At 69.3% G+C, this 18,034-nt stretch carries 17 protein-coding genes; 11 read left to right on the plus strand and 6 right to left on the minus strand.

The window, feature by feature from the left end; genetic code table 11:
- Positions 1 to 32: 32 nt before the first annotated feature.
- Positions 33 to 911 carry a MaoC/PaaZ C-terminal domain-containing protein gene (locus DPQ65_RS14690; protein WP_114908095.1) on the minus strand — a complete coding sequence of 293 codons (879 nt, stop codon included), beginning with the start codon at positions 909 to 911 and terminating at the stop codon, positions 33 to 35.
- Between the two features lie 301 nt (positions 912 to 1,212).
- On the opposite strand from DPQ65_RS14690, the gene DPQ65_RS14695 reads away from it, so the two are divergent.
- The 7 genes from DPQ65_RS14695 (at position 1,213) to DPQ65_RS14725 (ending at position 9,609) form a co-directional block, all read left to right on the plus strand.
- Entirely contained in the window at positions 1,213 to 2,385 is a 1,173-nt protein-coding gene (locus tag DPQ65_RS14695; RefSeq protein ID WP_114908096.1) for an acyl-CoA dehydrogenase family protein, read from the plus strand.
- Positions 2,382 to 4,562 (plus strand): acetate--CoA ligase family protein, encoded by a 2,181-nt coding sequence (locus DPQ65_RS14700; RefSeq protein WP_114908097.1) that lies wholly within the window; start codon positions 2,382 to 2,384, stop codon positions 4,560 to 4,562. Before DPQ65_RS14695 ends, DPQ65_RS14700 begins: the two co-directional genes overlap by 4 nt.
- 69 nt (positions 4,563 to 4,631) lie before the next feature.
- Positions 4,632 to 6,071: an MFS transporter gene (locus DPQ65_RS14705; protein ID WP_114908098.1), complete on the plus strand. Its 1,440-nt coding sequence runs from the start codon at positions 4,632 to 4,634 to the stop codon at positions 6,069 to 6,071.
- Positions 6,072 to 6,075: 4 nt separating this feature from the next.
- Complete coding sequence (locus DPQ65_RS14710) at positions 6,076 to 6,813, plus strand: SDR family oxidoreductase (protein WP_114908099.1); 738 nt, start codon at positions 6,076 to 6,078, stop codon at positions 6,811 to 6,813.
- A 48-nt stretch (positions 6,814 to 6,861) separates the two neighbouring features.
- On the plus strand, positions 6,862 to 7,620 hold the full coding sequence (gene fabG, locus DPQ65_RS14715; protein WP_114908100.1) for a 3-oxoacyl-ACP reductase FabG: 759 nt from the start codon (positions 6,862 to 6,864) through the stop codon (positions 7,618 to 7,620).
- A 28-nt stretch (positions 7,621 to 7,648) separates the two neighbouring features.
- On the plus strand, positions 7,649 to 8,866 hold the full coding sequence (locus DPQ65_RS14720) for an acetyl-CoA C-acetyltransferase (protein WP_114908101.1): 1,218 nt from the start codon (positions 7,649 to 7,651) through the stop codon (positions 8,864 to 8,866).
- A 101-nt stretch (positions 8,867 to 8,967) separates the two neighbouring features.
- Entirely contained in the window at positions 8,968 to 9,609 is a 642-nt protein-coding gene (locus tag DPQ65_RS14725) for an alpha/beta fold hydrolase (RefSeq protein WP_114908102.1), read from the plus strand.
- Between the two features lie 77 nt (positions 9,610 to 9,686).
- Here the strand turns inward: DPQ65_RS14725 and DPQ65_RS14730 are convergent, their stop codons facing one another.
- Positions 9,687 to 11,588, minus strand: a complete 1,902-nt coding sequence (locus DPQ65_RS14730; protein WP_162802286.1) for a CocE/NonD family hydrolase — start codon at positions 11,586 to 11,588, stop codon at positions 9,687 to 9,689.
- A 207-nt stretch (positions 11,589 to 11,795) separates the two neighbouring features.
- Entirely contained in the window at positions 11,796 to 12,266 is a 471-nt protein-coding gene (locus DPQ65_RS14735) for a hemerythrin domain-containing protein (protein WP_114908103.1), read from the minus strand.
- Between the two features lie 163 nt (positions 12,267 to 12,429).
- Between DPQ65_RS14735 and DPQ65_RS14740 the strand changes: the two genes are divergently transcribed.
- From DPQ65_RS14740 to DPQ65_RS14750, 3 genes are read left to right on the plus strand one after another with little or no spacing between them, the layout of a single operon-like run.
- Positions 12,430 to 12,939: a tetratricopeptide repeat protein gene (locus tag DPQ65_RS14740; protein ID WP_114908104.1), complete on the plus strand. Its 510-nt coding sequence runs from the start codon at positions 12,430 to 12,432 to the stop codon at positions 12,937 to 12,939.
- A 43-nt stretch (positions 12,940 to 12,982) separates the two neighbouring features.
- Positions 12,983 to 13,480, plus strand: coding sequence for a SigE family RNA polymerase sigma factor (locus DPQ65_RS14745; protein ID WP_238146883.1), 498 nt, complete (start codon positions 12,983 to 12,985; stop codon positions 13,478 to 13,480).
- Positions 13,477 to 14,571, plus strand: a complete 1,095-nt coding sequence (locus DPQ65_RS14750; protein WP_114908106.1) for a hypothetical protein — start codon at positions 13,477 to 13,479, stop codon at positions 14,569 to 14,571. The genes DPQ65_RS14745 and DPQ65_RS14750 overlap by 4 nt, the downstream gene beginning before the upstream one ends.
- Before the next feature lie 85 nt (positions 14,572 to 14,656).
- Here the strand turns inward: DPQ65_RS14750 and DPQ65_RS14755 are convergent, their stop codons facing one another.
- A complete protein-coding gene (locus tag DPQ65_RS14755) occupies positions 14,657 to 15,037 on the minus strand; it encodes a hypothetical protein (protein WP_114908107.1) in 381 nt (126 codons plus the stop codon).
- A gap of 8 nt (positions 15,038 to 15,045) precedes the next feature.
- The gene (locus tag DPQ65_RS14760) at positions 15,046 to 15,435 is read right to left on the minus strand and encodes a DoxX family protein (RefSeq protein ID WP_114908108.1); all 390 of its coding nucleotides are present in this window, start codon (positions 15,433 to 15,435) and stop codon (positions 15,046 to 15,048) included.
- Positions 15,436 to 15,516: 81 nt separating this feature from the next.
- On the opposite strand from DPQ65_RS14760, the gene DPQ65_RS14765 reads away from it, so the two are divergent.
- Positions 15,517 to 16,239: a TetR/AcrR family transcriptional regulator gene (locus DPQ65_RS14765; RefSeq protein ID WP_114908109.1), complete on the plus strand. Its 723-nt coding sequence runs from the start codon at positions 15,517 to 15,519 to the stop codon at positions 16,237 to 16,239.
- 151 nt (positions 16,240 to 16,390) lie between these two features.
- Here the strand turns inward: DPQ65_RS14765 and DPQ65_RS14770 are convergent, their stop codons facing one another.
- The gene (locus tag DPQ65_RS14770) at positions 16,391 to 17,929 is read right to left on the minus strand and encodes a M20/M25/M40 family metallo-hydrolase (protein ID WP_114908110.1); all 1,539 of its coding nucleotides are present in this window, start codon (positions 17,927 to 17,929) and stop codon (positions 16,391 to 16,393) included.
- Positions 17,930 to 18,034: the final 105 nt, after the last annotated feature.

The raw sequence follows: 18,034 nt of genomic DNA on the forward strand, positions 1-18,034 counted from the left end.
AGTCATCCGGGCCTGAGCGGCCGCACCGGCGATCAGGCGGTAGTTGCGACACGGGCTGTGCCGCGGTCGAAGCACACCGTGCCGTCTCCCCGCAACGTCTGGAAGAGGACGTCTGTGCCGTCCGTGCGCCAAGCGCGAACGGTCAGGGTGTCACCGGGCGTGACCGGAGCCGAGAAGCGCCCGCCGATCGCGGTGAGGGCGCTGACCTCGCCATCGGCCAACCCCGCGATCAGGGCCCGGGCGCTCATGCCGTAGGTGCACAGGCCGTGCAGGATCGGACGCTCGAAGTTGCCGCGCTGGGCAAAGACCGGATCGGAGTGCAGGGGGTTGCGGTCGCCGCTGAGGCGATAGACCAGCGCCTGGCCGGGCCAGGTCGGCAGGTGCGCGAGCAGGTCGGGCTCGCGGTCCGGGAGTGCCCACTGAGCAGCGGCCGTGGCCGCCGAGGCCGCGCCCGCCTGGCCCTCGCTGAAGCCACCCTCCCCACGGATGAAGATCTGGCTCCGGGACAACACGAGCTCCTCTCGCGTGTCCGCGTCGACAGCCCGGCTCTCCGAGGAGATCAGGGCGCCCGAGCGCTTGTCCTCGATGCTCGTGATGACGCTGGTGACCTCCACCTCGCCCTCGACAGGCAGGGGCTGGGCCAGCTCGACCTCCTGGCCGCCGTGCACGAGCATCGCCGGGTTGAAGTCACCGAGCTTGCGACCGCCGCCGCCCGAGGCGACCAGCACACCGTAGGTGGGCAGCACCTGCTGGCTGACGCCGTGGCTGTTCTCGGTGGTCAGGGTGAGCTCCGCCAGCGGGTCGTCGTGCCCCGCACCGCACCCCACGGCATACAGCAGGGCGTCTTTGCTGGTCCAGGACCGTCGCACCGGCTCGGACGGAACACCAACGAGATCGTGATTGAGGGACATGAGCTGCCTCCGCGAGGATCGTGAGCCGGCGGCGGCCACACTGGGGGACCACCCGTGGTGGGCGGTCCCGGCGGCAGCAACCCAACTCTAGAGTCAAATTCTAGAGCACCGTTCTAGTCTTGTTTGGGCGGGCTGTCAATCCCTGCCCTGCGCCGATCGGGTGCAGGTGGGCTAGGGGTGGCACGCGGTTGGCAAAGTTTTGGAAAGGGGTCTTGACGGGGCGTGGCGCGTCAGGCATGCTTCGAGTCAGATTCTAGAGGACGATTCTAGAAGCACTTTCGACACGAGCAAAGGAGCTGGGATGGTCGACTTCTCCCTCACCGAGGAGCAGCGGGACGTTCGGAACGCAGTGCGGTCCTTCATCGAGAAGGAGGTCATGCCACTCGAGGCGGAGGTGCTGCGCAACGAGCGCGAGGGCCGACCGAGCCTGGAGCCCGGCGTGCTCAAGGACCTGCAGCAGAAGGCCCGCAAACACGGCTACTGGGGCATCAACACACCGGAGGAGTACGGCGGCATGGCCGTCGGCCCGGTGCTGAGCGCCATCATCGCTGGCGAGGCCGGCAGGACCTATGTGCCGTTCCGTTTCGGTGGATCTGCCGACAACATTCTCTACGCGGGCACGCAGGAGCAGCAGAAGGAGTATCTGCTCCCGACGATCGAGGGCGAGCGCCGCAGCTGCTTCGCGATCACCGAGCCGGGCGCCGGCTCGGATGCCCGGAGCATCCAGACGCGGGCCGTCCAGGACGGTGACGACTGGGTCATCACCGGAGAGAAGATTTTCATCACCAACGGCAACGAGGCCGACTTCGTCATGGTCTTTGCCGTCACGGACCGCGAGAAGGGCGCCGACGGCGGCGTGACCTGCTTCCTGGTCGACCGTGACATGGGCTGGACCTCCGACCCGATCGCCACCATGGGTGAGTGGGGGCCGGCGTCCCTGCACTTCGACAACGTGCGCGTCCCGAGCCGCAACATCCTCGGCGAGGTCGGCAAGGGCTTCGAGCTGGCGATGCGCTGGATCGGCCAGGGCCGATACATGATCCCGGCCGGTGCGCTGGGTGGCGCCGAGCGCATGCTCGAGATGGCGATCGAGCACGCCAACACGCGTCACTCCATGGGCCGGCCCATCGCCGAGTACCAGGGCATCCAGTGGCACATTGCCGACAGTGCCGTGGAGTTGGAGTCGGCGCGCTGGCTCACCCTCTTTGCCGCCTGGCAGGTCCAGGAAGGCAAGGACGCGCGTCAGGCCTCCTCGATCGCCAAGCTGAGCGGCACGGTGATGGCCAACAAGGTCGTCGACCGCGTGCTCCAGATCCATGGCGGCATGGGCTACACCAAGGAGCTGCCGCTGGAGCGGTGGTATCGCGAGCTGCGACTGCTGCGGATCTTCGAGGGCACCGACGAGATCCAGAAGCGCACCATCGCGCGCAACCTGCTCAAGGGGCACGTCAAGGTTGGTGACTCGCTGCGATGACCACCATGGACGGGTTCTTCACGCCGAGCAGCGTTGCTCTGGTGGGGGCCACGGACAAGTCCGGCTGGTCGCTCAGCACCTTCAACAACCTGCGTGACCCGGAGCACGGCTACCCAGGTGAGGTCTATCTGGTCAACCCGCGCACCGAGGTGGTGCACGACACCCAGGCCTACCCGAGCCTGACCGCCATCGGCAAGCCGGTGGACCTGGCCTACGTGATGACCCCGGTCTCTGTCGTCCCCCAGGTGCTCCGTGAGGGCGCGGCCCTCGGCACGCGGCACTATGTCGTGCTGACGGCGGGCTACGGCGAGATCGGGGGTGAGGGCGCGGTGCACGAGCAGGAGCTTGCGGACCTCGCCGAGGAGCTCGACCTGGTCGTGCTCGGCCCCAACGGCAACGGGTTCATCAACGCAGCCATGAAGATCAACCCCTATGGCCTGCCGATCCCCAAGCCGTTGATCTCCGGCAATGTCGGCGTCGTTCTCCAGAGTGGGGGCCTGGCCAGCAACGTGCTGGCCTTCGCCCAGGCACGCAACATCGGCGTGAGCCTGCTCACCTCCATGGGCAACGAGACAGTCGTGAGCGTCACCGACGTCGTCTCGGCCCTGGTGGACGACCCGAACACCAAGAGCATCGCCTTGTTCCTGGAGGCGATCCGCAACCCGGAGGAGTTCCGCGAGGTCGCCGCACGGGCCCTCGCCGCCGGCAAGCCGATCGTTGCTCTCAAGGTGGGTCGCAGCGAGAAGGCCTCGCGGACCGCCCAGGCCCACACCGGTGCACTGGTCGGCGACGACAAGACGGTCGACGCGGTCTTCAAGCAGCTCGGGATCGTGCGCGTGGAGTCGCTGGAGGACCTGATGGTCACGGCCGGCCTGCTGGCGGAGACCGGTCCGTTGCCGGGTCGTCGGATCGGCGTGGTCACGCCCTCGGGCGGCGCCTCGGAGATCATCGCCGACCGTGCCGAGATGGAGGGGCTCGACCTGCCCGACTTCTCACCCGAGACCACCGCGGCGCTGGAGGTCATCGTGCCGCCCTTTGCGACGGTGGCCAACCCGCTGGACGTCACCGGCTTCGTGCTGCTCGACCGCACGCTGCTGGGGCGGGCGGCCGAGGCTGCCGCCAAGGAGCCGGGGATCGACCTGGTGGTCCTGCTGCAGGACCTGCCGAAGGCCACTCCCTCGATGGAGGACACGGTGGCCGCCTACACGGCCAACGCTCAGATCCTGGCCAACTCGCCTGTCCCGGTGGTGGTGATGGGCAACGTGCTCACCGACATCAACGAGGTGGGGCGCGAGATCACCAGGGCGAGCAACTACCCCATGGTGCTCGGTGGCATCGAGCACGGCATGGCCGCCATCGGACACGCGGTTCGGTGGAGCGAGACCTACCGTCGGGCGCAGGAGCGATCGGGCTCCGGTGAGCGGGCGCCGGTCGTGCCGGTCCGCACCCAGGACGCCACCGGCGTGTGGGCCGAGCACCGGGCAGGATCCTTCCTGCGCGAGCACGGTGTGCCGATCGTGCCCACGGAGCTGGTCTCGGATGCGGAAGCCGCGGCAGCGGCGGCGGACCAGGTGGGCTACCCCGTCGTGCTCAAGGCCGCCGCTGAGGGCCTGGCCCACAAGAGCGATATCGGCGGAGTCCATCTCGGACTCGTGGATGCCGAGGCAGTCAGTGCGGCCTTCAACGCCATGCAGGCCAGTCTCGCTCAGCACGGTCACCCCGACGCGGAGGCGATCATCCAGCCGATGCGCTCGGCAGGGACCGAACTGCTGGTCGGCGTGGTGCGGGACCCCCAGTGGGGACCGACCCTCGCCGTGGCGATGGGTGGCATCTGGGTCGAGGTCATGGCCGACTCCGCCCTGCGGGTGCTGCCGGTCGACCGACAGGAGGTCCGGGAGGCCCTGGAGGAGCTGCGGGGCGTCAGCCTGCTGCGTGGCGCACGAGGGATGCCTGCCACGGACCTCGATGCGCTGGCAGCGGTCATCCACCAGGTCGGTGAGATCGCCGTGGGGCTCGGCGAGGAGCTGGAGTCGCTCGAGATCAACCCGCTCCTCGTCCACGGAGACCGTATCGAGGCACTCGACGCGCTGATCACCTGGCGGGCGGACGAGGACAACGGGTCCGCCCCGGGAAGTGACGCCGAGATCACCGACGCGACAGAGCGGCGCAGGGCCTGACGCTCATGACCACGGACCTGTCGGCCGCGAGCCGGGTCGCGGCTCGCGGCCGACCCACCAGGAGGTGCTGTGCACGACCACGCCAAACCGGTGCAGTCGCCGTGGCTGACACTCCTGGTCGTCTGCACGGTCAGCACTCTGTTGGCCCTCAACGGGAGCACGCTCAACATCGCGCTCCCCAGGCTGGTGCGGCACTTCGAGGCAGATGCGAGCGCCGGCAGTTGGCTGCTGCTGAGCTACATGATGGCCAACAGCGCCACGTTGGTGATCTTCGGCCGGCTGGGCGACATGACCGGCCAGCGCCCCATCTACCTCATCGGTCTCACCACCTTCACCGTGAGCAGCATCCTGTGCGGGTTCGCGCCCAACATCGAGACGCTCATCGCGGTGCGGTGCGTGCAGGGGCTGGCATCGGCCATCCTGCTCACCAACGGTGCCACGCTCATTCACGGGGCGTTTCCACCAGAGACACTGGGCAAGGCGATGGGCTACTACACGGCCTCCTTCTCGGTGGCCAGCCTGGTCGGGCCGACGTTGGGTGGCTTCCTGGTCGAGGCCGCCGGGTGGCAGTGGGTCTTCTGGTTCAACGTGCCGCTCTGTCTGTTGGGCCTCTACTGGGGAGCGCGGCACCTGCGCGGCGAGCCGGCGCTGGACGGCAAGCAGTCCCTGGACGTCGGCGGCAACCTCATCACCATGGTGAGCCTGCTCATGCTGACCTTCGGCATCTCCCAGGCAACCGACCTGGGGTGGGCCAACATCCAGGTCTGGGGTCTGGCGCTCGTCGCCCTGCTGCTGGTCCCGGTCCTGGTCCGCATCGAACGGCGCGCCAAGGACCCGATCTTCGACCCGGGCGTCCTGAGGACCAACGGTGTCGTGGGCATCTACGTGGGCGGCGCGCTCAACGCCGCCGGGCGCTTCCCGCTGGTGACGATCATGAGCCTCTATTTCCAGATCATCCTCGGCCGCAGCGCCCTGTCGGCCGGCATATGGCTGCTGCCGATGCCGATCGCCACCATCAGCGCAGCGATGTGCATGGGCTGGCTCAGCTCGCGCCGCAACGCCCGTCAGCTGAGCACCGCCGGGTCCGCCCTGGGGCTGCTAGGGCTGGTGATCGTCACCGTCAGCATCTCGACCGGCATCGTGTGGGGAACCCTGGTTGGCCTGGCCGTGACGGGCAGCGGCACCGGGATCTTCCTCGGGGCCAACGCCACGGCCCTGCTGCAGGCCCTGCCGGAGGGCAAGGCAGGCGTGGGCAATGCCGTGCGCCTGATGGTGCAGAACGGCGGCACCCTGGTGGCGACCGCGGGGGTGCTCACCATCATCACCAGCGCCGCCGCCCCGGGCCTGCGCAGCGCGGTCCTGGGTGGGGATCCTGGCGGGATGGATCCGAGCGAGCTGCTCCCGGGCTTCCAGTGGGGTCTGTTCGCGATGATCGTGCTCTCCGTCGCCGGCCTGGCCGTCTGCATCCACAACCAGCGCATCATGCGCCCACCCCACCGGAGGACCTGATCCCATGCGAGGACTGAGCGGGCAGACCGCCATCGTCACCGGCGCGAGTCGCGGCATCGGTTATGCCATCGCCGAGCGGCTCGTCGCCGAAGGAGCCCGGGTCGTGATCACCGGGCGCAAGGCGGAACCGCTGGCCGAGGCGGTGGCTGCCCTGGGCGGTCCGGAGGTGTGCCTGGGAGTGCCCGGCAAGGCCGATGACCCAGAGCACCAGCGCGCCACCGCACAACAGGCCGAACGAGACTTCGGTCCGGTGACGCTCCTGGTCAACAACGTGGGCATCAACCCGGTCTACGGATCGCTGATGGCTGCCGACCTGGGCGCGGCGCGCAAGATCGTCGAGGTCAACGCCCTGGCCCCGCTGGCGTGGGTGCAGGCCGTCTTCGGGGACCCGGCCCGTTCCGGGGCGGTCGTGAACATCTCCTCGACCGCCGGGCAGGGCACCGCACCCGGTATCGACCTGTATGGCGCGAGCAAGGCGATGCTGGACCATCTCACGCGAGGCATGGCGCTCGAGCTCGCACCCCGGGTGCGGGTCAATGCCGTGGCTCCTGCCCTGGTCCGCACGCAGTTCGCGGCGCCGCTGATGTCCCAGGGCGAGGAGGCCGCGGCGAGCCGCTACCCGCTGGGGCGGATCGGCCGGCCGGAGGATGTCGCCTCCACCGTTGCCTTCCTACTCTCGGAGGAGGCGTCCTGGATCACCGGGACCCTGCACATCATCGACGGCGGAGGCCGTCTGACCTAGCTCCACCGGACATCCGGTCGAGCTCAACCTCACCCACAAGGAGAAGTCATGTCTGAACAGAACAGGGTCGCCATCGTCACTGGTGGTGCGCGAGGTATCGGAGCGGCCACCGCCAAGCGCCTGGCCGAGGACGGCCATGCCGTCGCCATCTTCGACCTCAACGAGGCCGATGGCGAGCAGGTCGTCAAGGAGATCACGGACGCTGGCGGCCGTGCGATCGCGGTGGGTGTGGACGTTGCCGACGCTGAGGCCGTTCAAGCCGGTGTCGACCGCGTGGCCGAGGAGCTCGGACCGCCCGTGGTCCTGGTCAACAACGCCGGTGTGCTCCGCGACAACCTGCTGTTCAAGATGTCCGAGGACGACTGGGACACGGTGATGAACGTGCACCTGCGCGGTGCCTTCCTGATGAGCCGGGCCTGCCAGGCGCACATGACCAAGGAAGGTTTCGGCCGCATCATCAGCATGTCCAGCTCGTCGGCCAAGGGCAACCGTGGTCAGGCCAACTACTCCGCGGCCAAGGCCGGACTGCAGGGCTTCACCAAGGCGATCGCCCTGGAGCTGGGGAAGTTCGGCGTGACCGCCAACGCGGTGGCCCCGGGCTTCATCCAGACCGACATGACGGCCGCGACGGCCGCACGGGTGGGCGTGCCTTTCGAGCAGATGATTGAGGGCGCCAAGGAGCGCAGCCCCGTCAAGCGCGTCGGCCAGCCGGAGGACATCGCCCACACCGTCTCCTACCTGGCATCCGAGGGGTCGGGCTTTGTGACCGGCCAGGTCATCTACGTCAGCGGCAGCCCGCTCGGCTGAGCGCGGACCAGGAAGAGAGGGCAGAGCAGTGGAAGCATGGATTGTCGGCGCCCGCCGGAGCCCGCTGGGCCGGGCCTTCAAGGGCAGCCTCAGGGAGGTTCGGCCGGACGATCTGGCCGCACGCGTGATCACCGCGACCGTCGAGGCGACGGAAGGGTTGGCGATGGAGGACCTGGAGGACCTCTATCTGGGGTGCGCCCAGCCCTTCGGGGAGCACGGGCAGAACCTGGCCCGCGTGGTGTCGGTGCTGATGGGAGCCCAGGGCGCGGGTGGCACCACGGTCAACCGCTACTGCTCCTCCTCGGTGCAGACCACCCGGATGGCTTTCCACGCGATCCGGTCCGGCGAGGCCCAGGCCCTCATCAGCGCCGGGGTCGAGTGCGTGTCCCGGACCCCGAACTTCCGCGAGGCGGGCATCGACACCAGGGCCTGGAACAACTCCGCCTTCGCCGCGGCGCAGGCCCGCACGAAGGCGCGCGCCGCCGAGGGAGGCGCGTGGAGCGATCCACTCGTTGACGGTGAGCTGCCGGACGTCTACATCGCGATGGGGCAGACCGCCGAGAACGTCGCCGGTCTGTGCGGCGTCTCGCGGGCCGACCAGGACGCGTGGGCGGCCACGAGCCAGCAGCGCGCAGTGGCCGCGATCGAGGCGGGTCTGTTTGACTCCCAGATCGTGCCGATCGAGCTGGCGGACGGCACCGTCGTCACCCGCGACGACGGGCCGCGACCGGGCACTACCGCGGAGAAGCTCGCGACCCTCGACCCTGTCTTCCGGGAGGGTGGCTCGGTCACGGCCGGCAACAGCTGCCCGCTCAACGACGGCGCGGCTGCCCTGGCGATCACCAGCGACGAGTTCGCTCGGAGCAGGGGCATCAAGCCGCTGGCCCGGATCGTGAGCACGGCGGTGTCGGCCCTCTCACCGGAGATCATGGGTCTGGGACCGGTCGAGGCTTCCCAACGTGCCCTCGCCCAGGCCGGCATGAGCATCGGCGACATGGACCTCTATGAGATCAACGAGGCCTTCGCGGCTCAGGTCCTGCCCAGCGCGCAGCAATTGGGCATGGACCTGGACAAGCTCAACGTCCACGGCGGCGGCATCGCCCTCGGCCACCCGTTCGGCGCGACCGGTGCCCGCATCGCGGGGACGCTGATCGGTGCTCTGGAGGAGCGGGACGGACAGTTCGGGCTGGAGACGATGTGTGTCGGTGGCGGTCAGGGTATGGCCATGATCATCGAGCGGCTCTGAGGGGCCGATCCCCGAGACCACCTACCTGGCAGGGGACGCCGGCCTCTCGTATGCCGAGGGGCTGGCGATGAGTTCCGCGCGGGTGGGGAGTCAGATCCGGCATGCGATGTCTCCTCGTTCCCGGCGCCGGGGGCCAGGCGTGGTACTGGCACCGGCTCGTGCCGCTGCTGCCCGGTGCCGCCGCTGTTGAGCTGCCGGCAGGTGACCCCAACGCGGGCCTGGCGGCCTATGCCGACGCGATCGTCAGCGCCGCAGGTCCCGACCCCGGCCCGGTCACCGTGGTCGCGCAGTCGATGGGCGGGCTGTCGGCGCCGCTGGTCTGTGACCGTCTTGACGTGCGTGAGCTCGTGCTGCTGAACGCAATGATCCCCAGGCCGGGCGAGACAGGTCACCAGTGGTGGACCGCCACCCGACTGGCGGAGGAGATGATCGAGGAGATGGACCCGCTCCGGCACTTCTTCCACGACGTCCCCGAGGACGTCACGCAGGAAGCACTGGCAGCAGGAGAGCCAGCGCAGACTGACCGGCCGTTCGACGAGCCCTGGCCGCTCCCGGCCTGGCCGGAGGTGCCCACCCGGGTGCTCACCGGCAGCGACGACCGGTTCTTCCCGCCCGCCTTCCAGCGCCGTGTGGCCCGTGAGCGACTCGGGCTCGAGGTTGAACTGGTCCCCGGAGGTCACCTGGCCGCGCTCAGCCGGCCGACCGAGCTCGCGGCCGCCCTGCTGCGCACCGTCCAGACCTGAGCGCGACGAGCTGTGGCCCCGAACGAGCCCGCCGACCTATCGCGGTCAGCGGGCCCGTCGTGGGTTGTGCGTTGGGGCTAGTGGCGGCCCTGGTCGGCGTTCAGGCTGAAGGTGCCTTTCACCCCGGTCTCCATGACGCCGGTGTAGTTGGCGAGGTAGGAATCCAGATAGGGCGCGCGATCACCCTGCGTCGGAACGTCATTGCGGGTGTTCTGCAGGTCGAGCGTCAGCGTTGGTGAGCTGACTGTGATGGTCTGGCCGGAGGGCTGGTCCCGCCAGCCCCACGTGGTGTTCGTGCCTACGCCGACGGCAAGCTGGTGACCCTCCTGCAGGGTCCAGTCGGTGTCCTTCAGGGTGAAGCTGACCTGCCCGTTGGTGACCACCGACATCTGCTCGTCGAACATGATGGCCGTGCCGTCCGGTGCGACGTCCCACAGGCGGACCAGCACGTTGCCCACACCCTGCGCCTGGAAGGAGATCTCGGGAGTGCCGGTGATCCGCGTGTCGTGGTTCACCGGTCGTGACCACGAGTAGTAGCTGTTGTCGTCCTCGGTCACCCGGGGCTTGGGCCCCGTGTCGGAGTTGGCGCCGTGCCGCGCCACCTCCGGCAGCTCCGGAGCATGCTCCATGTCGTAGACGCCGGTGTCGCTGTGCGGGCCGACGGCCAGTCTGCTCGGGCTCTCGCCGCCATCGTCCACGTAGGACCCCGACTCCAGGCGTGCCGTGGTGCTTGAGGTGACGACTGGCCAGGTGTCCTGTGCACGCCACTGGCCGAAGTTGTCCTGGATGGCGAACGCCGGGTCCATTACGTTGGGCTCCACGTCGCGCAGGTGCTCGTCGTAGAAGCGCATGACCTCCTCGAACCAACCCTCGCGCCCCATGCGGAGGACTCCGTCCCGGCCCCTGTCGTTGCCGCGGACGTGCTCGAACGGGCCGAGCCAGCCGCGTTGCTCACCGTCGTGGTTGGCCAGGTACTGCTGCATGTCCTCGGGCTTGGTGTTGGGCTCGAGGAAGCCCTGTGTGAGGAAGAGCGGGACGGCGGAGCCGTCGGCCATAGCCGCGAGGTTGCGTGCGGACCAGTAGTCGGAATCGGGGTCGGGGTTCTGAGGGTCCGAGAGGTTGTTCTCCAGGCACTCCGGGTGATTTTCCTCGTAGGCCGCGTTCGCCCGGTAGCGCTCGGTGTCGTCGGCCATCCCGGGGAGGGAGGCGATCGAGTTGTAGGCGCGAGGAGTGCCGGTGACGTTGGGGCGCGGCACGCCGTTGGAGTAGAGGTAGTTGTACATGTCCCACAGGGGTTCCTGTGCGACCACCGCCCCCAGACCCTCCGGTTCGTGGTTGGCCCCGAGGAGGCCGGTGACCGCGTCATACGACTTGCCGTAGAGGCCCACGCGACCGGTGGACCACGGCTGGCTCGCCGCCCAGTCGACGGCGGCGACGGTGTCCGCCTGCTCTCCGGGACCGGCGAAGTCCAGGCAGCCGGTCGACCCGCCGTAGCCGCGCAGGTCGACCATGACGACGGTGTAGCCCCGCTCCATCAGCGAGGCGCCGTCGATCAGGTCGTTGAACCGCGCGGAGGGGCCGGTGTGGCTGAAGCCGTCGTTGCCAGTCTGGCCGATGTGAGCGAAATAGGGGCCGACGGAGAGGATGACCGGCGTCGGCTCGTCGGAGGACAGGTGCGCCGGGCGAAGCACATCGGCGTGCAGCTCGACATCACTACCGTCCGAGGAGGGGAAGTAGTGCTCGGTCCAAGACGCGCCGACGGGGACGCGGTCGTTCTCCTCGTGGGTGACGCCGTCCGCGACGGAAGCCGGGCCAGACAGTGGGCCGGTGGAGACGGAGGCCACTGCCGGGGCAGTGACTCCAGACGGGCCGTCGGCCAACGCGGCGAACGGCGCGACGACGAGGCCCGCCGCACAGGCGAGGGCGAGGGAGGTGCGGCGGGCGCTGGTGGTGCGCGCGCGAGCGGGATGACTGTTCAACGGATCCTCCTGGGATCGTGCGCCCGCCGCCGGCCCCTGCCGTCGGCATCAACTGCCCGAGCGACGGGACGTGGTGGGGACGTCGCCGACGGTGTGCACAGCATGGCGACACCCGCGGCCGATTGACAGGGGTCGCGGCAAGTCGGACCAAGATTCGACCGCGGCTAGAGATGGTCTTGTCTCTCAGTCGGCCCGGGGCCTCTTGGTTCAGAGCGGCCCGAGCACCTCGGTCGGGTCTGCCTCCAGCCGCAGGCTCTCCAGCACGCTGAGCAACCGCCGTTCCTCGAAACCGAAGTGCGACTCCATGATCGCCCCGATGCCTTCCAGGTGGCGCTCCAGCTCAGCTCGCGGGGCAGAGCGGTCCACGGCCTCCTGGAGCCCGGCCACCAGATATCCGATCATCGAGTGGTCCTGCTGCAGGGATCGCAGGGTGTCCGCCAGCTCGGGGTGGGCGGCTGCGATGGCCGGGAACAGCCTGCGGTCCTCGCCCTCGTGGTGGCTGGTCAGGGCGGTGCAGAAACCGTGACAGAACAGCAGCAGGTCCCGACTCGCCTCACCGGCAGGGGTGCCGGCGGTCAGCGCCTCCCGAGTGACGCGCAGTGCCTCGCGCAGCCGCTCGTGCACGGCCCGCAGCTCTCGACTCCAGGCCACAAGCCTGGTCTTCTCGCCCTCAGTCACACTGGGGGCGAAGGGGTGACGGTGTCATCGTCGCTCCTTCGTGTCCGGCGCCTCCATGCCTGACACGGACTGTCAACGACACGCGACGCTGCGGTCACCTTAGCGTGGGCAGCGGTGTGTGGTGGGCTCCACGGGGTGCGATCATGCCGGGGTGAGTGAGCCGATGACTGAACCACCCGCTGATGTCGAGGGCGGCCCCGGGTGGGTGATCGACGGCAGCACCCTGCTGCCGCGCGTCACCGACCTCGTCGCTTTCCGGGAGGGCATGGCGACCGACCCGCTGGTCGATGCGGTCCAGGCCCTCTGGTCGGGTGACCCGGTGCGCGCCCGCGGGCTGCTGCAGAGCGCCGACCGGACCGTGCGGGTGCGAGCCCTGCTGGCTGACTGCGCCCGTGACCTTGGGGAGACCAAGACGGCACTGCGGGCGTATGCCGAGTTGCTGGCCGAGTGCACCGGCTCACCCTGGGAGCCGGTCCTGCGGCAGCACCACGGCAAGGCGCTGCTGGCCGCCGGCCGTCCGGGTGAGGCGCTCCAGGAGTTCGAGGCGGCCCACGCGATGCGGATCGCCGCAGGGGCACCAGCCGACCTCATCGCCTCCAGCGTCCAGGCATGCGACCGTGCCCGGCAACTGGTTGAGGCAGGACACCAACCTCCGGGGGCCTCCCCGCGTTGAGTCACTAAGACCGTCAATGGGGCGGAGTGCGGGAGGAGGGCGCGTGGACGATGAGCAGCGGGAGTTCGAGGCGTGGGCGGTGTCGCGGCAGCAAGGCTTCCTGCGCTCGGCGATCCTGCTCACCGGAGAGCAGGCCAGTGCCGAAGACCTCGTCCAGGACGCGCTGCTCAAGGTGGCCGACCGGTGGTCGCGGCTGCGCGCCGAGGCACCCGATGCTTATGCGCGAAGGATCATCTACAACGGCGCCGTCACGTGGTGGCGACGTCGAAAGCGGGAGACGCCCAGCGCCGAACTACCTGATGCAGGACTGGCTGGTCGGAGCGAAGCCTGGGTGGCCGGGGCCGATGTGCGCGCCGCCCTGCAGGCGTTGACACCGAGGCAGCGTGCGGTCCTGGTGCTGCGCTACTACGAGGACCAGTCCGAGCAGCAGATCGCAGAGACGCTCGGTGTCTCCACGGGCACGGTCAAGAGCCAGGCGCATGTCGCGATGCGCCGGCTCCGCGAGGAGTTCGCGATCGTCAGTGCGGAGGAGGTTCGATGAGTGACCTGCGTGAGTTCCTGGACCGTGGCGTCGCGGGCGCCACCGACGTGAATCTGGTGCAGGGAGTGTGGCGGACGTCCCGTGTGCGGCGCCGGAACCGTCGGCTGGGGGCCGGGGCGGCAGTGGCCGCCGTTGCGGCCGGTGCGGTCGTGGTGAGTCAGTGGGGTGGGACGGGGCCTTCACCCGAGGATCTCGCCCCGGCCGTCGAGACCACATCGACGGCCCCGGTGGTCGACCAGCTGGTCGCGAACGAGCGGTTCCTCGACGGGCTGCGGGCCAGCGGGGTGCAGCCCAACTACCGCCCCCTGAAGAGCCCGACCCTGGCCGTCAGCCACGGCGCTGGGCGCGTCATTGTCGGCGTGGTATCGGACGTCCGGCCGCAGGGAGACGACTTCGTGGTGACGGTGGACGTCCAGCAGACCCTCCCGGACGGCGGCGAGCTCGGCCACGTCGACATCCTGCTCGACAGCGGCCCGTTGCACGAGGTGACTCCGGCGCAGGCGGTCGAGGTCGGCGGTCCCATCCTCGTCGTGCTGCGCGACCAGGTGTCCTCGGAGGGGCGCACCGACCCGATCCGGCCTTACGTCGACGGGTTCTGGCTCGAGGTCCCCGATGGGGTCGGCAACCCCTACGCGGACTATGCGGACATGCGCCAGGCCTGGCCGCCGGTCGGCTCGGTCGAGGAACTAGCCACGGTGCTCAGGGAGGCGGAGGTCGCAGCCCGTCCGGAGCAGCCGCCACCGTTGCCGGTCGAGTGCTCGGCGTCCTGGCAGAACCCGCCGTTCGTCGACGGCGCTGGACTCACGCCAGATGCCCTCAGCACGGCCGACACCATCTTCGCCGAGGCCGGCAGCTGCGATGAGGAGGCTCTCATCGCGCGGGCGGTCGCCGATGGCACCGACATCTCCATCGGTGAGGGAGATGCACAGGAGCAGCTGGTGACGCCGGATCCTGACGGGGCCTACCTCGCCCTCGCAGCTGCCCTGACCACGCAGGCGACCGTCGTGGGCGAGCACTTCGTGTTTGCCCACGACGGCTGGCGCGTGGTCATCGACAGCAACGGTCGCTGGGTCGAGTTCAGCCGCCACTGAGCACGCGGCACGTGGTGGTGGCACTCAGTGCGGGGCGGCCGGAGGTGGAGCGCGTCAGTGGCTCGCGCAGCAGGGTTCAACAGGGTTAGGGCAGTGGCGCGAGATCCCCACGCCGCGGCGGCCACTCCAGGTCAACCGAGGGATGGAGCTCACCCTCGTGCCACAACAGATAGCCCTCGTCCGGTCGCAGAGTGCCCAGATGCTCCTCGAGGTGCACGAGGAACAGGCCCCATCCGGCGGCGATGGGGTCGGTGATGCCCAGCACGTCCTGCCCGTCCGGAGAGAGCGCGGTGAGCGTCTCGCGCAACTGGTGCGACGTCATCCGGATCTCGAGGTGATGCCGACTCCCCGACTCCTCCTCGGGCAGATCGACCAGCAGCACTCCCGGCCGTGACTCGACCACGGTGCCCTCGCGAGCCAGTTCGTGCACGAGCAGTTCCCATAGGTGCTGGTCGGTGCTGCTCACATCGGGCCTCACGGCCCCGCCTCACGAGCGGCCCAGGCGATCCTGATCAAGGGCACCTGCAGCGGCAGCCGCGCCAGGCTCACCGCGAGGGAGGCGACCGAGCGGGCGTCACGGCGCCGGGCGGCACGACGGCCCAGATCCAGCGACATCTGGGCGTTGGCCGGCCAGACGGCCGTCAACAAGGCGGCACTCACCAAGCCCGCTCTCGGGCGGGTGCGGGGATGCAGCAATCCTGCGGCACAGGCAAGCTCGGCCACGCCGGAGAGCAGCACCAGCTCGTGCCTCCGAGCCCGCAGCGGCCGGGGGATGATCGGCTCGAAGGTCTCCGGGCGCACCAGGTGGATCACGCCGGACACCGCGAACGGCACGATCACCAGGGGCAGGCCTCGGGGTTCCATAGGTCCATTGTGGGGCCATCCGAGCCGCGCCGGGACTCCGACTGATTGCGAACAGTGCTCTCGGATGTGAGGATCGCGGGCATGAGCGAGGCAGAGCCCACGAAGGGGCACAGGCCAGGCGCCCGGGAGCGCAACCGCGCCGAGGTGATGGCCCAGATCATGACCGCCGGGCGACGCGCGCTGGCCGAGCACGGGGCTGACGGGCTCTCGCTGCGGGCCGTCGCCCGGGAGGTCGGCATGGTCTCCTCGGCCGTCTACCGCTACGTCGCCAGCCGCGACGAGTTGCTCACCCTGCTCATCATCGAGAGCTATGACGCCGTGGGCGCGGTGGCCGAGCGGGCGGCGGCCGGTGGCGGGAGCGCCGTCCAGCGGTTCGTGGCGGTCGCCATGGCGGTGCGGGACTGGGGGCGGGCGCACCCGCACGAGTACGCCCTGCTGCACGGCTCCCCGGTGCCCGGGTACCGCGCTCCCGACGACACCATCACCGCAGGGACCCGGGTCCCGGCTGCGCTGATCGGCCTGCTCGTCGAGGAGTATGCCGCGGGTCGGCTCAGCGTGCCGGTCGCCAGCGAGGGACCTCCGGTGAGCGAGGAGTTGTCGCGCCAGTGCGACAGCGTGCGCGACTTCTTCGGCTCCGACCTGCCCGACGAGTTGGTGCTGCGGGGAGTCTCCGCGTGGACTCACGTCTACGGCCTGATCAGCTTCGAGCTGTTCGGGCAGTTCCGGAACAGTTTCGAGCCGGCCGATGACCTGCTGGAGCTGCAGTTCGAGCGGATCGCGGCACACCTGGGTGTGCAGAGCTGAGGTCCGTGCGGATGACCACCAGGTCGACCGCGTCCTCTCGCTCCGGGGGGCGAGAAGACGCGGTCGAGTTGGCGTGGTCACTGATCGGGAGATCAGTGGTGAGGAGGTCAGCAGCTCCCGAGTGTCACCGGGAGGTGCCGACCTCGCCGGCTCACTGGAAGGTGCCCTCCGGTCCGGCCGGCGCCGGGATCTGGAAGTTTCCAGGCACCTTCGCACCCGGGACACCGTTGACCGACTCCGTGGAGTAGGCGAAGGTCAGCACGGCGAAGGCCACCGAGTCGACGTTGACGTCCAGGGCGTGCATGTCCACGTTGCCCAGGTCGTCACAGGCCTGGTGATAGCACGGGTCGAACCAGTCGCCCGCCGTGCCACCCCAGATCGCGGCCTGCTCGTCGGTCTTGACGCCCTCGGCGCCGGTGAACAGACCACCGGAGGGGATGTCGTTGGCGATGAACGCCTGGTAGTCGCTGCGCCCGCTGAACTGCGTGTCGTCATAGGGCTCGCCACGCAGGGTGTAGAACGACTCGAACGTCTCCTCGATGACGATAGAGCCGTCCGGGATCGGCACACCCGCGGGGGCCGGGAAGGTCGACTCGTTGGCGTCATAGACCCCGAGGAAGTAGTTCGGAGACCCGATCATGTCGAAGTTCAGGTAGAGCGCGATGCGGTCGAGCTCCTCCTGCGACTGGTCGGCGACCCACTCCGTGGAGCCGATCAGACCGATCTCCTCAGCGCCCCAGAACGCGAAACGCACGGTGTTCTGCGGGGTGTGGTTGCCCAGCTTCTCAGCGACCTCCAGCTGGCCTGCCGAGCCGCTGCCGTTGTCGTTGATCCCGGCGCCGCCGGAGACACTGTCCAGGTGGGCACCGGCCATGACCACGTTGTCGGCGTTCTCACCCGGCAGCTCGGCGATGACGTTGAGCGACTGCTTGGTCACGTAGTCCACCTGGACCCGGGCGGTCGAGCCGTCCTGGGCCAGCGCCTCTCCATCGGCATAGGTCAGTCCGGCGACTGGGATGGTCACCACGGACGGCACCAGCGTCGGGTTGAGCGCGCCGCACCGGTCCGGGGTGTCGCACTGGTTGAAGATCAGCACCGCGCTCGCTCCGGCCGCCTCGGCGTTCTCCGCCTTGAGGCCGAAGGCACAGGTCCCACGCTGGACGAGCGCGATGTCACCGGCGGTGAAGTCGGCAAAGTCTGCTGCCTCGCAGCCGCTGGAGTTGGCCCGTGGTGGATCGAGGGCCACGTCGACCGGGGTGACGGCGGCGGTGACGTCGCCCTCGCCGGACCCTTCGGCCACGTAGTGGTCGTAGGGGGCGGAGACGGGCGTCAGCTGCTCGACCACGGAGTCGGTGCCCTCATAGTCGAAGGGCACGGCCTCGGCGTCCCAGCCTGCACCGCTCAGCGTCTCGACGACATAGTCGACGCTGGCCTGGTAGCCGGGTGAGCCCTCGGACCGGTCACCGTGCTCGTCGGCGATGGCCTGGAAGGCCTCGAGGTGCTCGAAGGCGCCCTCGCCGCTGACGCAGTCGAGAAGCTTGTCATAGCTGTTGTTGTTGCGGTTCTCGCAGGCGACCGGGTTGGGGGCGGGCGGTGCTGCGGTGCTCGGCAGGGCCACCAGACCGGAAACGGCCAGGCCTCCTGCCGCGAGGAGCACGCCGGCTCTGCGGGCGCGGATGTGACGGAACATCTTGATGCGACCTCCTTGTCGCTCGGGTGAGATCCCGGGACGGGGGGTGACTCCCGGGTCGCCGTGCCGTGGCAGGACGATCCGCTGAACGTAGCGTCACCGGTG

The organism is Ornithinimicrobium murale, from assembly GCF_003352835.1.
GTDB classification, from domain to species: domain Bacteria; phylum Actinomycetota; class Actinomycetes; order Actinomycetales; family Dermatophilaceae; genus Ornithinicoccus; species Ornithinicoccus muralis.

What these genes read in the sequence shown, in the direction of transcription:
- DPQ65_RS14690 (WP_114908095.1), bottom strand. Translation starts at nt 911, where the DNA reads ATGTCCCTCAATCACGATCTCGTTGGTGTTCCGTCCGAGCCGGTGCGA.
- DPQ65_RS14695 (WP_114908096.1), top strand. Translation starts at nt 1,213, where the DNA reads ATGGTCGACTTCTCCCTCACCGAGGAGCAGCGGGACGTTCGGAACGCA.
- DPQ65_RS14700 (WP_114908097.1), top strand. Translation starts at nt 2,382, where the DNA reads ATGACCACCATGGACGGGTTCTTCACGCCGAGCAGCGTTGCTCTGGTG.
- DPQ65_RS14710 (WP_114908099.1), top strand. Translation starts at nt 6,076, where the DNA reads ATGCGAGGACTGAGCGGGCAGACCGCCATCGTCACCGGCGCGAGTCGC.
- fabG (WP_114908100.1), top strand. Translation starts at nt 6,862, where the DNA reads ATGTCTGAACAGAACAGGGTCGCCATCGTCACTGGTGGTGCGCGAGGT.
- DPQ65_RS14725 (WP_114908102.1), top strand. Translation starts at nt 8,968, where the DNA reads ATGCGATGTCTCCTCGTTCCCGGCGCCGGGGGCCAGGCGTGGTACTGG.
- DPQ65_RS14740 (WP_114908104.1), top strand. Translation starts at nt 12,430, where the DNA reads ATGACTGAACCACCCGCTGATGTCGAGGGCGGCCCCGGGTGGGTGATC.
- DPQ65_RS14750 (WP_114908106.1), top strand. Translation starts at nt 13,477, where the DNA reads ATGAGTGACCTGCGTGAGTTCCTGGACCGTGGCGTCGCGGGCGCCACC.
- DPQ65_RS14760 (WP_114908108.1), bottom strand. Translation starts at nt 15,435, where the DNA reads ATGGAACCCCGAGGCCTGCCCCTGGTGATCGTGCCGTTCGCGGTGTCC.
- DPQ65_RS14765 (WP_114908109.1), top strand. Translation starts at nt 15,517, where the DNA reads ATGAGCGAGGCAGAGCCCACGAAGGGGCACAGGCCAGGCGCCCGGGAG.
- DPQ65_RS14770 (WP_114908110.1), bottom strand. Translation starts at nt 17,929, where the DNA reads ATGTTCCGTCACATCCGCGCCCGCAGAGCCGGCGTGCTCCTCGCGGCA.